10 protein-coding genes and 3 pseudogenes are annotated in these 15,407 nt (G+C 54.1%); 9 read left to right on the top strand and 4 right to left on the bottom strand.

The window, feature by feature from the left end; genetic code table 11:
• Positions 1-3 precede the first annotated feature (3 nt).
• The 3 genes from J2Z49_RS09435 to J2Z49_RS09445 all read left to right on the top strand — a co-directional run bounded on the left by J2Z49_RS09435 (position 4) and on the right by J2Z49_RS09445 (position 2,986).
• On the top strand, positions 4-459 hold the full coding sequence (locus J2Z49_RS09435) for a nuclease-related domain-containing protein (RefSeq protein WP_307402553.1): 456 nt from the start codon (positions 4-6) through the stop codon (positions 457-459).
• Between the two features lie 214 nt (positions 460-673).
• Positions 674-2,455 carry a DUF262 domain-containing protein gene (locus J2Z49_RS09440; RefSeq protein ID WP_307402440.1) on the top strand — a complete coding sequence of 594 codons (1,782 nt, stop codon included), beginning with the start codon at positions 674-676 and terminating at the stop codon, positions 2,453-2,455.
• A 135-nt stretch (positions 2,456-2,590) separates the two neighbouring features.
• Positions 2,591-2,986 carry a DUF1284 domain-containing protein gene (locus tag J2Z49_RS09445; RefSeq protein ID WP_307402443.1) on the top strand — a complete coding sequence of 132 codons (396 nt, stop codon included), beginning with the start codon at positions 2,591-2,593 and terminating at the stop codon, positions 2,984-2,986.
• Positions 2,987-3,702: 716 nt separating this feature from the next.
• Here J2Z49_RS09445 and J2Z49_RS09450 read toward each other — a convergent pair.
• Positions 3,703-4,572, bottom strand: a pseudogene (locus J2Z49_RS09450) (IS110 family RNA-guided transposase); the annotation flags it as partial.
• 499 nt (positions 4,573-5,071) lie between these two features.
• Positions 5,072-6,109: an RNA-guided endonuclease InsQ/TnpB family protein gene (locus J2Z49_RS09455; protein ID WP_307402556.1), complete on the bottom strand. Its 1,038-nt coding sequence runs from the start codon at positions 6,107-6,109 to the stop codon at positions 5,072-5,074.
• On the opposite strand from J2Z49_RS09455, the gene J2Z49_RS09460 reads away from it, so the two are divergent.
• The 6 genes and pseudogenes from J2Z49_RS09460 to J2Z49_RS09485 all read left to right on the top strand — a co-directional run.
• Positions 6,093-8,588 (top strand): DEAD/DEAH box helicase, encoded by a 2,496-nt coding sequence (locus tag J2Z49_RS09460; protein WP_307402448.1) that lies wholly within the window; start codon positions 6,093-6,095, stop codon positions 8,586-8,588. The two genes, J2Z49_RS09455 and J2Z49_RS09460, sit on opposite strands and share 17 nt — an antisense overlap.
• A gap of 407 nt (positions 8,589-8,995) precedes the next feature.
• Entirely contained in the window at positions 8,996-10,501 is a 1,506-nt protein-coding gene (gene iscB, locus J2Z49_RS09465) for an RNA-guided endonuclease IscB (protein WP_307402450.1), read from the top strand.
• Between the two features lie 15 nt (positions 10,502-10,516).
• Complete coding sequence (locus tag J2Z49_RS09470; protein ID WP_307402454.1) at positions 10,517-11,221, top strand: ATP-grasp domain-containing protein; 705 nt, start codon at positions 10,517-10,519, stop codon at positions 11,219-11,221.
• A gap of 2 nt (positions 11,222-11,223) precedes the next feature.
• On the top strand, positions 11,224-12,087 hold the full coding sequence (gene nrdG / locus J2Z49_RS09475) for an anaerobic ribonucleoside-triphosphate reductase activating protein (protein WP_307402457.1): 864 nt from the start codon (positions 11,224-11,226) through the stop codon (positions 12,085-12,087).
• Positions 12,088-12,172: 85 nt separating this feature from the next.
• Positions 12,173-12,337, top strand: a complete 165-nt coding sequence (locus tag J2Z49_RS09480; RefSeq protein WP_307402460.1) for a hypothetical protein — start codon at positions 12,173-12,175, stop codon at positions 12,335-12,337.
• Positions 12,331-13,404: pseudogene (locus J2Z49_RS09485) on the top strand (recombinase family protein); the annotation flags it as partial. The gene J2Z49_RS09480 and the pseudogene J2Z49_RS09485, both read left to right, overlap by 7 nt.
• 410 nt (positions 13,405-13,814) lie before the next feature.
• Here J2Z49_RS09485 and J2Z49_RS09490 read toward each other — a convergent pair.
• Both J2Z49_RS09490 and J2Z49_RS09495 read right to left on the bottom strand, forming a co-directional pair.
• Positions 13,815-14,489, bottom strand: a pseudogene (locus J2Z49_RS09490) (nucleoside recognition domain-containing protein); the annotation flags it as partial.
• A complete protein-coding gene (locus tag J2Z49_RS09495; RefSeq protein WP_307402462.1) occupies positions 14,470-15,240 on the bottom strand; it encodes a FeoB small GTPase domain-containing protein in 771 nt (256 codons plus the stop codon). The pseudogene J2Z49_RS09490 and the gene J2Z49_RS09495, both read right to left, overlap by 20 nt.
• Between the last annotated feature and the right edge of the window lie 167 nt (positions 15,241-15,407).

The raw sequence follows: 15,407 nt of genomic DNA on the forward strand, positions 1-15,407 counted from the left end.
GTAATTCTCGGGGGGTTATCGAAGGGGTACGCCGTCTTCAACGATTTTCCCTGCCCCATGGGCAACATAGACCACATCGTGGTAGGCCCAAAGGGAGTTTTCGTCATCGAGACCAAGGGCCATTCCGGCGAGATAACCCTCTCTCCAGACGGGAACTTGCTGCGAGATTCGAAACCTCTAGATAAGGACTTTTTAAAGCAGGTGCTGGGGCAGAGTTTCTGGCTCAAGGAGAAGCTGGCAGGCCCGGATGGGAGGGCGCCGTTTGTCAACCCGGTCGTGGTATTTACTCGTGCTTTTGTAAAGGTCTACCAACCGGTTAAGAGTGTCCGGATTGTAAACAAGAAATGGCTCATCAACTACATTACGGAGAATAAAGGCAGGCTTGAAAAGGAGGAAGTGGACCGGATTTTCTACCGCCTGCTCAGTATGAAGTCTGAGATGGCCCCGGCAGAGAAATAGCCGTACCCGCATCTTTCCTGTTGCAGGCAGGATTTTAGTTCTCCGGAAAAGAAAAAGTATCCAGGAAAAGATTCAAAAATGCATTGATTTTGTTGGCCTCGGTACCCGTAATATGGGAACCGGTTCCCAACCATCCGGATAATCCATATTGTTCCTAAACTGGAATCTGGGGTTGTCCGGTGGTTTTAATACTATGATACGAGGTGGTGGGAAAATGTCTTATCAGTATCCGATAACAATAGCGCAAGCTTTATATGCAATCCGTAATGGCAAATATTTGTTGCCCTCTATTCAGAGAGGAGTAGTGTGGAGCCATGAACAGATTGAACGACTTTTTGATTCTTTGATGCGCGATTATCCTATTGGTTCCTTCTTGTTTTGGAGAGTAGAAAAAGAGCAAGTCAATAATTATCAATTCTACGAATTTATTCGGGAATATCATGAACGTGATACTGTTGATAACCCACCCGCTGCTGTGAGCGGCCAAGAAGAAATAATTGGTGTACTTGACGGGCAACAACGTTTAACAGCACTTTATATCGGTCTTCAAGGATCATACGCTTACAAAATACCCTGGAAACGATGGGATAATCCCGCAGCGTTTCCAAAAAGAAGGCTTTACCTTAATTTACTCGGTCAATCAGGAAGAGATGACCTTTTATACGATTTTAGGTTTCTAACAAATGAAGAAGCTAAGGAGCAAGGGGCAGACAAGCACTGGTTCAAGGTTGGAGAAATCTTGCAGTGGAACACACTAGACAAAGTAAATCAGTATCTGTGTTCAAACAACCTCCATAGTCCATTGGAGAGTCCATCAAACTTGCGAACCCCGTCTTCAATGCTAACGAGGCTTTATGAGGTAGTGTACATGAAGCCAGTAATTAATTATTACCTTGAGACAAGTCAGGATTTAGATAAAGTGCTTAACATATTCATTAGGGTTAATAGTGGCGGCACACAGCTAAGTTACTCCGACCTCCTTCTTTCCATTGCTTCAGCTTCCTGGAAATATAGAAATGCTAGAGACGAAATTAACAATTTGGTCAAAGAAATCAACGATATTGGCGATAAATTTAACTTTGATAAAGACTTTGTAATGAAAGCTTCTCTAGTGTTGTGTGATTTCACGAATATAGCATTTAATGCCAGGAACTTTAACAAAGATAACATGACTATTATAGAAAACAAGTGGGATAAAATTGCTGGGGCAATTCGAGCAGCGGTCCATATTGTGTCAAGCATCGGTTTCAATAGGGATACGCTACCTGCTAATAATGCGGTCATTCCTATTGCATATTACGCTTATAAGAGGGGGATCACTGACCAAAAAGCTTGTGATGGGTATATTCACTCGTTGGCTTCCGCGAGTGACTTAAGGAATATCCAGAAATGGCTATCTATTTGCTTGTTAAAGAGAACTTTCAGCGGACAAATTGACAGTATCTTAACATCCATGCGAGAAGTAATCAGAAACCACATTGAAGTGCAGCGGGCAGCAGATTTTCCTTTTGACGCTATTGTTGCCAAGTTTAAAGGAACTCCTAAGTCTTTGGTATTCACAGACGATGAAATTGAGAATTTACTTAACTACACTTACGGGCAGGCTTACACCTTTTCTGTACTCGCTCTTTTATACCCTACTCTTGATTATAGAAATAAATTTCACGTTGATCACATTCATCCCAAGAGTGTCTTTGCGCCAAAGAATCTCAATTCAATGGGTTTGGCCCCCGAATATATCCAGTATTACCAGAGTAATCGCGACAAGCTCCCCAACTTACAGCTACTTGAAGGATTATACAATTTACAAAAGTCTTCAAGTTCGTTAATAGATTGGCTAGAAAGAGTTTGCGCAGACCCTGTAGCGAGAGACGCGTATTTAAGAAAGCATTATATTCCAACAAATATTAATCTTGAATTCAAGAATTTTCCTCAGTTTTTTGAAGAACGGAAAAAGCTAATGGCTGACAAACTGAGACGCATCCTTTCTTTTTAGACGCTGCCTCAAATTCTTTAGTAAAGGACAGGGTTCGGAAGGCTCCTGCCTTTCTTGTTTCGGAGGGTCTTTCCTCCGGGGAAAGCGCCTTTTCCCTGGCTAAATTTTTCTCAGGTATATCGTAGGGTGGTTTGTATGATCAGATTGAGGGGTCACCACTTGATTTGCCTTCACTTCTACCGGAGCGAGGGATACAGTCGGGAATTTGTCGAAAACCTGGAAGACGTAGTGCGCAGGGCTACGGAGGGCGAAGAAATAGCGGTAGTTGAAGGCGCGGACGACATCTGCCGGGCTTGCCCGACGCTCCAGGGAGAAAAGTGCGTCGCCAAGCCCGGGGTGGACGCAGAAATCAGGGAAATGGATGCGGAAGCTGCCGCGTACCTCGGTGTCGAAGTTGGGTCAAAGGTGCTCTGGCAGGAAATAAAAGCCAAAGTGATGGCGATGTCCAAAGAGTGGCTGGCGGCTTTCTGCGAGGGGTGCGATTGGGGAAAAGTCTGCGCCGAAAGCAAGAGGGCACTTGGGTTGGATTGAATCGACTCCGAGAAACTGGTGCCAGGAGAGGGGAGGCAGGTATGAGACGCTGGAGGTTCGGCTTTTTCGGCCCCTTCGGTTGGTGGGTGACCGCTTTTATGCCGCCCTGGAGAAAATAGAGGTCTTACCACAACATTTTGAAGCTCAAGAATAGCATTTTCATTCAGGGGAGGAAACTACGCCAAAAAGTAGAAAAAATTCAGGTAACTATAACGGAACACGGGAGTGTTTCGGAAGGTGCCAGGCAGTTACACTGCTGGGCTTTTCCGGGGAAGGCGGGCCTAAGCCAAGCTTGTCCCAACCGAGCCAATTGCGATGCTCGGAAGTAGAGATGAATAGGCCGTTTTAGGGCAGTGGCTAAAATATTTTACCCCGGCACGGATCAGGATTTATGCGGGTTGCGGGCATGGGCAGGGAGCGTTTTAGCAAAATTGACCCCAAAGAAGAAAAACAAAGGAATAGCGAAAAAGGGGAAGAAATAAGAAGGGAACCCTCCTTTTCTGGCGAAATCTTTTTTATATCCCCAAAAAAAGAACCAGAGGAGGTTTCCCTTATGGCTATTATACCACAACAACGACTTTTTGGGTGGCGGGAAATTGACGAACTGGGAGATTTGGAACGCCTGGTCCTGGTTCTCGAATATCTACCCGACGAGGAACTCATGCAAAAGCTGGAGCGAGAACGCGGGCACGGCCGGAACGATTACCCGGTACGGGCGGTCTGGAACCGGCCCATGAGGCTAGATGTGCGTCGCTGGGAAACCGGCTCATATCAGTGCCAGTTTCCGCCGGAATCTCTTCAGACGAACGCCGCCCTAGCCCGTGGATTTCATCTACCCTCTCCAGGGCCTCCGCAAAAGGGCGCATCCGCTCCTCAATCTCCTTGTCCAGCCGGGCAATCTCCCGGTCGAGAAAGTCTATGTGCCGTAGCTGGATTTCCAGCATCATGCGCTGGTGAGGCCCTATTATGCCCACAAGTGCCTCCACCAGTTGGTCCCGTTTCTTCTTTAAACGGCCACGTGCCAGGCCCGCCAGTTTCTCCGGATCGGTCTCTCCTTTCACTAGACATTCCAAAATCTCCCGGCCTGTTTTGCCAAGCACATCCGTGGCCACGTCACCCAACTTGATATTGGCCCCTTCGAGCAGCTTCTGGATGCGATTCGCCTCCCGTGACTGTTCCTCAACCAAGCTGCGACGGTAGCGTACCAGTTCCCTTAATTCCCGCTGCGCACGCGACGGGATAAAACTACCTCGAAGCAACCCATGCCGCAAAAGATCGGCGTTCCACTCCGCGTCCTTAACATCCGTCTTCCGTCCCGGTACGTTTTTGATGTCCCGTGCATTAACCACCAGTGGCTGAATCCCCGTTTCCTCCAAAAGGTTGTAAATAGGCTTCCAATATACGCCAGTGCTCTCCATAGCCACGTGTGTTACGCCTTTCGCTTCCAGCCAGCTTATCATCTCCAACAACTCTCGTGTCATTGTGCCAAAGGTGCGTGTTTCTTTCCCCTCCGGAGTGATGATACACGCAGTCACGCTCTTCTTGTGCACATCAAGTCCACAACAACGCTCGTAAATCACTTGCATTAGTCCAGTCCCCCTTTACTCCCGGCGCGGCGATAGCTCTAGACGACTCTCCTTCGCGTGCTCTCCTTGCGGAGGCCACATTTCGTGGTGCCCCTGCCATCGCCGAGGTCAGACTCCTAGTCGGGCTCACCGGCACCATGGTGAAACGACCTTCTTCAACCGGGTGGTGCACCAGAAGTTCGCTTCCTAACCATTTTCATCCTTCGTGGTGCCGCATATTAGCGGCATGGGGGACTCCCGAGAAAAACGAAAACCGGTTGGCTTTTATCCAACAAAGAGCTTCAGGATATCAAACATGCCATTGAACCTCTCCCGACTGAAGTCGGAAGATTCCCAGGTCAAGTGACCCGGAAGCTCCCGCTTTCAACCAGGAGTTTCCCGCTTCATTGATGGAATGCCGTGCCGAACACGGTCTTACATCCACTCAGCGGGCCACAGGACTGCGTTGCCGCAGCCCGGCCCGGTTCAGGGGCGTCTACCACTCATCGTGGATACGTCTTCAGGCAGCTTTTTTCCGCTGCTTAACTTTTCTTGCCACCGGCCGGACATAGACTACCTTTTCGGGCAGCTTCCGACCTCTCGTGAACTCCCCGTTCAGGCTCACGTCCAAAATCCCGGAAGCCCCCACAACGTCCCGGTGGATTCCGGTGAAACCACAGTCCTTGTTGCCGCATTTGTAGACCCGGCCAGACTGCTTCGTGTAACTCGCGCACTTCGGGCAGGTACCGGAAGTGCCGTGCTCTTCTTTTTTCTCCAACTCAATGCCGCGAAGTTTCAGTTTGTACTCGATCAGTTCTCTCAACCACCCGAACGGCCACTGGCTCATCCGCTGGTTGTGTTTCCTGCCACAGTCCTTCTCCCGCACGCCGGAAGGGTTGCCGTAGAAGAGCTTCTTCACTTTCCTCTTTTCGCACCAGCGCACCACGATTGCAGAAATCGCGTGCAGTATGTGTTCCATTTGCCGCTCTATCCAGTTCAGGAATTTATACTTGGCGGCCAGGAGTTTCTTCCTCCGCCGGGAGCCCTTCTCGGTTTTAGAAATGGCCCGCTGAAACTTCCGGAGTTCCTTGTTACGCAGCCTGGCCAGGGAGCGGAGCAGCCTGCCGCTGATCACCAGCGCCTCTTCGCCGTCAGTCAGGGCCAGCGCGTGGACCTCGCCCGGGTCGGCTGCAGCATAAACGTCGCCCTGGACTTCGGGCAGGGCCGGTCTCTCTACCGTCACGTGCAGCCAGTACCCGTTGCGGTGCCAGACAAGCTGGACCTGGTGAATAACAGCGTCTTTTAAGTGTTCCGGGAGTTCCAGCTCCAGCGACTTCACCCCGCGCCTGTTGGAGAGCTTCAAGTAGGTCCCCCTGTGCTTTATGGCCGCTTTCTTCCAGGTGACCGTGAAGAAGTATTTCTTGCGGTAGGGGTATCTCCAGTCGGTGTGGCCTTTTTCTCTCAACTCCCTGGTCCTTTCCCACGCTTCGTAGTACATGCTGGCTACGGCCTGAACAGACTGGGAGTGGAGCAGGTCGATTTTGAAGGCAGCGAAGATAACTGCCGTAAATGGTTACACTAACCATGATAAGCTTACGGACGAGACATTGAAGGAAGCAATAACCCGCGGGCTGAAGGAGGGTCTTTTAAAGATTCCCGAATCCGATGCCGGAGGCGCATTTGACCCTTCGTGGTCGATGCGGGAGTATTTGAAGGCCAACGCCCGGGTCCTTTCGGAACGGATTAAAATCGTCCGCCCAAGGCACGACCCGGAGACAGACAGGCTCCACCCGGCCATAGGCCGGATGGAGAGGATACCGTTCCCGGCGCAGGCCCACGTCATCCAGGGGCTGGTCAACACCCTGGAAGAGCAGGACATGGCCGTGGCCTGCGGTGACATGGGCACGGGGAAGTCCATAATAGCCCTGGGCGTGTGCAACGTACTCTATGAGAAAAAGAAAGGACCCATGACCGTCCTCCTGTGTGCTCCTGGAGTGACGATACCCAAGTGGGAGAAGAAGGAGATTGCCGAAACGCTTCCCGACGCGAAAGTGCTCGTAATCAGGAGCACGGAGGACGCGGCGAGGTATATCCGTATGGTCAGGGAAGGTCACAGACCTGAAGGGCTGGAATTCGTCCTGGTCGGCCTGGACAGGGCGAAACTGGGACCCGAGCCCTGGTTTTCGGGGATATGGAAGAGGGTCAGGGGGACGGAAGAATATGCCTGGCACTGCCCCGACTGCGGAAACCCGATTGAAAACGTCTATATTAAAGCAAGAGAAGGCGAACGGCCCTTTTTAACCTGGAAAGATCTCGCCTGTGGAAAGCCTCCGAAAGAGCGCAGAAATCTCCAGCCCAACGGGCTTCCGGAAGGGTTCATCCCCAAATGGAAGCTTCCCTCCAAGCACAGGAAATGTCCCTCCTGCGGAACTCCACTCTGGAGGCCCGCCCTGAAGTCCAGGAATGAAACCCCCAACAGGCCCCGCTGGTTCGTGAGCTTCATCCTGAAGAAGCTGAAGAAGCACTTCGACCTGTTCATCATGGACGAGGTGCACCAGACGAAGGCCCGCGACTCCGGCAGGGGCGACGCCTTCGCCCAGATGTTAAAGTCAGCGAAGAAGACCCTGTGCCTGACGGGGACCCTGATCAACGGGATGTCCTCCAGCATAAAAGAACTGCTCTGGAGGACCGACCCGAGATCCCTCATCAGGGAGGGGTTCAATCACAAGACCAGTGCCGTGGCCTGGGCAAAAAAGTACGGCGTCCTGGAGAAAGTCATCCGTTCGTCCGACGAGGACGAAGGGATAGTCACCAGACGCAAAAAGTCCGGCGACCAGGCCAGGGAGAAACCCGGCATAGCCCCGGAGCTGGTGGTGAACCACCTCCTCCACCGGGCGGCTTTCCTCGAACTGGGCGACCTGGAACTCCCCCTGGTGGAGCTGAAAGAAATCCCCGTGTTCGTGGAGATGGACCCCGAGCATATGGAAAAGTACAAGGAATTCCACCAGGAACTCTACAACCTCTGCATGAGCGCCTACATGAGCGGTTCGCCCGGGGCGTTCGCAAAATTTATCCCTGCAGCGATAAATTATGCCGACCGCCCCGACCTGGGCGCGGAGGTTGCCGTGAAAGACAGGGGCAAAAAAGTTCTGGGCATGGTGTACGCCCCGGCTTTCCCGGACGACTATTACCACGCCAAAGAGAGGGAACTGGTCTGCCTGGTCCGGGAGAACCTGGCGGAAGACCGGGGTGTGGTGATTTACTGCAACTACACCGACTCCTACGGGGTGCGCCACCGCTTGAAAGAAGTCCTGGAAGCTCACGGGATAGAGGCCCACGTCCTGGAGAGCCACGTTTCGCCCGAAAAGCGGGTGGAGTGGCTGGCCCAGAAGGAGGAAGAAGGGGTCAAAGTTATAATCTGCAACATGCGCCTGGTGGAAGTGGGTCTGGATTTACTTCCCTGGCCCACGATTATTTTCTACCAGATGAACTACGACATAAACACCGTCCGCCAGGCGTCCAGGAGGGCCTGGAGGATAGGTCAGACCCGGGAGTGCCGGGTATATTATTTAGTCTACGAAGGTACTCAGCAGGCCGCGCAGTTTGAGTACTGCATGGTCAAACGTGCCCACGCCATGCTTGCCGAGGGGAGGATTGACCGCTCGGAGCTGGCGAAGTTCGGGCGCGACCTGACCTCATCCCTGGCGGCGGACATCGCCGACTGTCTTGCTGGTGAAGAAGCCGCCGAGAAATGGAAGGAACTGGCCGAAAAGGACCTGGACGAAAAGCTGGAACTGGTGGAAGAATCGAAGTTCCTGGAGATTCTCGCTAAAACGCAGAAGAAGCTGGCCAGGAAGACTCTCGAACTCTGCGGCCTGCCGGTGGACGAAATCGAAGAAACAGAAGAAGTCAAGCGGCCGACCATCCTGGAGCTGGCGGCGTTCCTTCCGAAGCGCCGGAAGAAGCGCGCACCGAAAGCTCCGAAAGGGTACAGGCAGCTCAGTCTGGAGGACTTATTGTTCGGGGCGGGTATGTAACCCGCCCCTTTTTCTAGAATTTTAATAAACACGTGAAGGGCATTCAACTAACTAGGAAAGGTCATAGACCCCACGCCTAAAGGCGGGGGCTTGGCCGGAGGCAACTCCCGTCAGGTCTCCACTTTAGGCGGAAAGCTGCTCTCCGGGGCAGCGCTATGACCCGCCTCAGTGTGGGAGCCTGCGGACCAGGCGGTTGAACCACGCTACGTTAAGGGGGCCAACACACCCTGGGATGCTTCTCCAGTCCCATGCCCTGTGGCGCGGCATTAAACAGCGAGCGGGGGTGTCAGCGAGCAGTGTGCCGCGCGCAAAAAACCTCCTTAACATTGGCCAGGAGAGACGCCCGGGCTGGTCCGGCCCGGGCGCGTCACAAGCCCCGTAAGGGGTCTCCGAAAGGGGAAGGTTTTATGGTATTTGTACTGGATAAACACAAGAAACCGTTAATGCCCTGCACGGAGAAGCGAGCCAGGTTGTTGCTGGAGCGCGGCAGGGAGGTAGTCCACAGGATGTCCCCGTTTACCATCCGGCTCAAAGACCGGACAGCGGAAGAAAGCAGGTTCCAGCCGCTGCGGCTGAAACTTGATCCGGGGAGCAGGACCACCGGATTCGCTGTTCTCCGGGAAGATACTCCTAACAGATCTGAGGTTATCTTGCTGGGGGAGATCCACCACAAACCAAGTATCAAGGACGGACTGGACGCCCGGAGGAACCAGCGTCGCAGCCGGCGGAACCGGAAAACACGGTACCGCGAGCCGCGGTTCAACAACCGGCACCCGGAGAAATGCGCAGTCTGCGGTAAAAATGCGCAGCACGGCAGCCGGTACTGCCGGCCGTGCGAGAAGGCAAAGAACTTTGTCGACAACGGTCACCGGGAGGGACGGCTGGTACCGTCGTTGGAGGCCCGGGTAACCCAAACATTAAGCGTGGTCGATAAGTTGACCAGATGGTTGCCCATAACGGCCATCTCCACTGAGCACGTTAAATTCGACACGCAGCTGATGCAGAACCCGGACATATCTGGCGTGGAATACCAGCAAGGAGAACTTTTTGGCTACGAAGTCCGGGAGTACCTGCTGGAGAAGTGGGGACGAAAGTGCGCCTACTGCGGCAAAGAAGGAATACCTTTGGAAGTGGAACACGTCGTACCCCGGAACCCGAAACGCGGGCCGAAGGGTACCGACCGCATCAGTAATTTAACGCTGGCCTGTGAGGAATGTAATAAGGCAAAAGGTAACCTTCAGCCGGAAGAATGGCTGGAAAAATTAAAGCAATCCAAGCGGAAACTTGATCAGGTTCGGACGGAAAATCTACCCAAAATATTGAGGAAGCTCAAGGAGCCGCTGCGGGATGCAGCACTGGTAAACGCTACCCGGTGGGCGCTGTACAACCGGCTCAAGAAAACTGGCCTGTCGGTAGAATGCGGCACCGGGGCGCGCACCAAATACAATCGTCTTAAGATGGACCTGCCCAAGACCCATTATTACGACGCCTGCTGCGTGGGCGAGAGCACACCCGAGAACCTCGCAATCAACCAGGAGTACGTCCAGGTTTGGGCGGCCCTCGGGCGGGGGACCCGGAAAATGTGCAATACCGACAAGTACGGTTTCCCAGTGAGTCACCGGGCCAGACAGAAAATGTATTTCGGTTTTACGACCGGCGACCTGGTGGCGGCCGAGGTACCCGAGGGTAAGTACGCCGGTCGTTGGGTAGGCCGGGTGGCCGTACGCGCCAGCGGGTACTTCGACATCAAGGACGGTTCCGGACACCGTGTCTGCCAGGGCGTATCGCACAGGTACATGAAGCTTTTGCAGCGTGCCGACGGGTGGCAGTACGAAAAAATTCGGGTAGAGAAGGGAGGTAGTGGCGGCGCCTCCTTCCCAGGCGTAAACGCCGGGGCTTCCGGCGCCGCATAAATTTGGTGAAAAACAATGTTGTCAGAAAAATCTCCAAAAGTCCGGTTAATTTCGGATTTCCACGATTATTACGACCATTGGTTCGATAGTTGCGGAGCGGACTTTATCTTTGAGCGCCGTTCCACCGGCGGGATGAGCCGGCCCCAAATACTGGCTTACCTGCAGTCTTTGGGGCTGCAAGTCCCCTTTTTTGGGCGTATGCGTGACGTTTACAAATATACGCTGCGCGGGTTCGAGGAAATTCCCCGCTCCGACACCATCTTTGCCATGGTCGTTCATCTTAATGAAAAGGCCCACCGTGGGGAAGGCAAGGTTATGCTTTCCCTGCGCGATGCCCTGGAGAAGTATCCTGATTGTTTTGCCGTCCAATACATCCCGGCTCTGCCGTCCGGTCTTGGACTGACCTGGCGGTATCTCCAAATTGGGGACAAGATATTTTGGCTGGAATATTTTAGTCGCAACGACTGGCGGTCCAACTGCGGCGACGTCGAAGTCCGGGTCTTGTCCCGGGAGAGGGACAGTTACAACCACAAAATAAGGTACCCGCTGTACGCCGTGGACTTCATCCCGGCTGCCGGCAAGCTGTACGCTATCGACTTTAACATTGCGCCGGGCATAAAGGGTACCGGCGTGGAAGAACTTCTGCCGGCCCGGGAAGCGGCGGAAGCAATCAAAAAAGCAGTAATTCTGTTTGCTAACCAGAAGGAGGCGAGCAATTAATTATGTCTAAGGTTACCTATGTTGATGGCGTAAAAGTTGTTTACAGCCCCGGTGTTTCCGAAGAAGAGGCCCGGACGCTGGTGCAGGAGGAAATCGCCCGTTTCAGCCAGGCGGGGAAACGTCTGTCAAAAGTGGAAATTGACATCGACGGAGAAGATTATGTAATCAAATCCTGGGAAGTTTCCCCGATCCGCCGTATCCGGCGCATAACTGGCTACCTTGCCGAGACAGACAGCTGGAACTCGGCCAAGCTGGCAGAATTGCGGGACCGGGTAATCCACCACAACCTTGCCGCCCTGGGTCGCCTAGCCGCCAGGGAGACCGGTATTAAGCTCCGGTTGAACGGCCTGGTATACGAATCAGTCGTTGACGGCCCCGGCCTGCGTGACGTGCTTTTCGTCCAGGGTTGCCCGCACCGGTGCGCTGGTTGCCAGAACCCCGGTTCGTGGGATTTCGATGGCGGCACCCTGGTTGACGTGGCGGACGTGCTGGCGTCCCTGCCGTCAAGCCCGTTGATTACGGGCGTCACCTTTTCCGGCGGAGAACCCTTTTGCCAGGCATCAACCCTGGTGGAGGTAGCCCGGCAGGTAAGATCCAGAGGGCTCGACTTATGGGTTTACACGGGTTACACCTGGGAGGAACTCCTGGCTCACCCGGACCCGGCGGTGAAACGGCTGCTTGTCCTTGCCGACGTGGTAATAGACGGGCGGTTCGTACAGGCGGAAGCGGACCTGTCCCTGCCCTTCCGGGGCAGCCGGAACCAGCGGCTCATTGACGTGAGAAAGTCCTTTGAAACTGGTAAGGTAGTTTTATGGGAACAGAAGAGCTGCGCGGCGGAAATACCGCCGAGGCGGGTTGCGGTTTAAGGCACGGGTTCAGTCCCGTGCTTTTTTGTTTTTTTCAGCATAGGACATCCCGGCAGTCCTGTAGAAATTTAGGGGAGGTGCAGGGATGAAAAAGACGAAAAAGAAAAAGGGAACCGAAAATTATTCGGTTAAGGTAGTCTTTACCGGTACTGAAGAAGAGAGCCGGAAGGTCCTTGCTGAAGCCCGCCAGTATGCTTTCGCAAAAATACTTGAAAAAATCCGCCGTGAGAGAGGCGAGTATACGTGCTAGCAGTAGTTTATGTTCGGGTAAGTACCGAAGATCAGGTAAGGCACGGCTATTCCCTGGACGCTCAGGAGGAAGCCTGCCGGAAAAAAGCGCAGGAACTGGGTGCGACGCGGGTGGAAGTGTACCGTGATGAAGGTGTGACGGGGGAAATACTCGAACGTCCGGGGCTGCAGGCAGCGCTGGCGGCCGTAAGCGGCGGTGCCGCGGTGTTCATCGTTTACGACCCCGACAGGCTTTCCCGGAAAGTGGAACACCAGCTCCTGCTGGTGGATATGATAGAAAAAGCCGGGTGCCGCCTTGAGTTTGTGACGATGGAATGGCAGAACACTCCCGAGGGACGGTTCTTTTACATCATGCGCAGTGCCGTAGCCGAGCTGGAAAAAGAGAAAATTAAAGTCCGGAGCCGTCTCGGCAGGTTGAAGAAGGCCCGCCAGGGGCTCTTACCATTCAATCCCCGCACTTACGGGTACCGGTACGTTGGAGATCGATACGAAATAGACGAATTCCAGGCGTCCATATACCACCGCATGGTGGATATGGCAATCCGGGGGATGTCCACGGCTCAAATTGCAAGACAGCTCAATGCGGAAAAAATCCCCTCTCAGAAAGGGAACTGGTGGCACAGGCAAACAGTGCGGCGCATCCTGCGCAGCCCGGTATACCTGGGGACTCTCTACGTAAACCAGTACAACACGGAAGGTCACAAGGCGGCTCGCCAGCGGGGAGAAAAGACGACGCTCCGCCTGCGGCAGAAAGAAGAGTGGATCCCTGTACCCGTCCCTCCCCTGATTGAACGCGGGAAGTGGGAACTCCTGCAGAAATGCCTGGATGCCCGCAGGAAAGGGCCGGATGGCGGGAGGGTGTACCGCTATTACCTCAGCCGGCTGCTCAGGTGCGGCTACTGCGGGTGCAGTCTTACCGGTGGTTACGGCCTGTCGTCCGCGCGGAAGAATGTCTACAGGTATTATATGTGCACCAACGCCTGGCCCTCCGTACGTGTACAGAGGCGCAACCCGCCGGCGTGTCCCGGCAACAGGCACCGGGCCGACGTGATTGAGGAAGCGGTGTGGGCGAAGGTGCGCGAATGGCTTGAAGACCCGGAAGCCCTGATCCGCGATACGGGACGGGATGCCGGAACAGAACTGACGGAAAAAGAGATCGCCCGTATTGAAAAACGCTTCAACCAGCTCGACCGCGAACGGGAACGGGCATTTGAAGCGTACCGGCGGGGTCTGGTTGACGTGGAAATGTTTGAAAGGGCCGTCCTGGACATCCAGAAGGAAAAAGACATTCTCAGCGGCAGGCTTGCGGAACTTCAGGAAGCCATGCGCGCGGCAGCCCTGTCCGAACAGGGCGTGGAATCGCTGCGCAAACTGGCCTGCGAAGTAGCCGAACGGCTGGACGACCTCAACTGGGAGGAGAGGGAAAAAATAATCCGGCTTCTGGTGCGCCGTATAACAGTCATGAACAGTGAACTTATAATCGAGGCCAGGATCCACGGTACAGAAATAAGTTGCGGTAGTGGAACGAACACGTTGGTCAGGATGGCGATCAATCTTTCCCGGGGAGATTCAATAATACGGCAGGCCATTACGCCGGCTGCATTGCAGCCGAATCCCATGCTCATGGTCAGCGCTTGCTTACCCTGGGTTCCGGCCATCTTAAATAAAGGGTCGATATTAAAGGCCACCCGGGGCAGGTAGCCCAGTTCTTCCAGCAGGGCGAAGATGGGGAAAAAGATGGCCATGGGAGGCAGCATCACCGATACCACCCAGGCCGCGGTGCGGTAGACGCCCGTAACCACCAGCCCGTGCAGCCAGGATGGAGCGTCCAGCCACACAAAGACTTCCGATAGCCGATTCTCCCCCCAGAACAAGACCTTCGCCAGTAACTGAGAAGGGTAATTGGCTCCCACCAGGGTTATCCAGAAAGCCAGCCCCAGGAGCAGGAACATGACCGGGAAGCCCAGCAGGCGGGAAGTGAGGATGTCGTCCACTTTATGTTCCCAATCCCTGTTGGGACCGGTTTGCCTGACCACCCGGGCGGCGATGGCTTCCGCCTCCCGGTAGATTGTTTTGACGATGCGGTCCCGTATCTCAAGCTTATGGGCTTCATTCACCCCGCCGGGCCCGGCTTCAGGTGGGGCAGTATTTATACTGCTCACGCAAAACACCCCATTCCGGTACCTCAAAGTATTGTCTTATATTATCGAAAGTGTTCCGGTCGTGATCTATTATTCTTAACGCAAGCCAGCGGGCGTTGATCAATTCCTTGATTTCCCCGGGTATTTGCTGTTCCACCTGGGCTACGGCATCTTCGATGTCTGGATCGTAAACCATCCGGCGAGGGGTGGGAACTATTTGTCCCCGCACCACGGCGTCGATCCCGGCCTTTAATTCCTTAAGGCCCAGGCCGCTCCTGGCAGCCGTGATTACCACGGGTACACCCAGTTCCCGGGTCAGGCAATCGACATCAATAAAAATGTTTTTCCGGCGCGCCTCATCAATAAAGTTAACGCAAACAATTACCTTGCTGGTAATTTCCATCACCTGTAAAACCAGATTTAAATTTCTTTCCAGGCAGGTGGCGTCGGTGACCACCACCGTGGCGTCAGGCCGGGCAAAACATAAAAAGTTCCGGGCGACCATTTCTTCGGCCGAGTTTGCCAGCAGGGAATAGGTTCCCGGCAGGTCCACCAGGATGTACCTTTTGCCGCCGGAATGAAATGTGCCCTGGGCCTGGAGCACCGTCTTGCCCGGCCAGTTGCCCGTGTGCTGTTTCAACCCGGTCAGGGCGTTAAAAATGGTGCTTTTGCCGGTATTGGGGTTGCCAGCCAGGGCAATTACGGCAGCGTCGGGATCCGGGGGGATGTTAAACCTTTCGCGCAGTTCGGTTGCAAGGGGCATAAAAACACCTCACTACTTGTGCTGTGGCAGAAGATGCGGATGGCGTACCGCGGTTTTTCAAAGGCTTCGCACAAGGCAGAGGAGGCGGCGGTAGGGCCGGAGCACAGGAACTGCGGGAAAAGTAGGCCGCCGCCCGGGCAGTTTTGCAAAGGTGAGTAGTGCTGCCT

The organism is Desulfofundulus luciae (assembly GCF_030813795.1).
Lineage (GTDB): Bacteria > Bacillota > Desulfotomaculia > Desulfotomaculales > Desulfovirgulaceae > Desulfofundulus > Desulfofundulus luciae.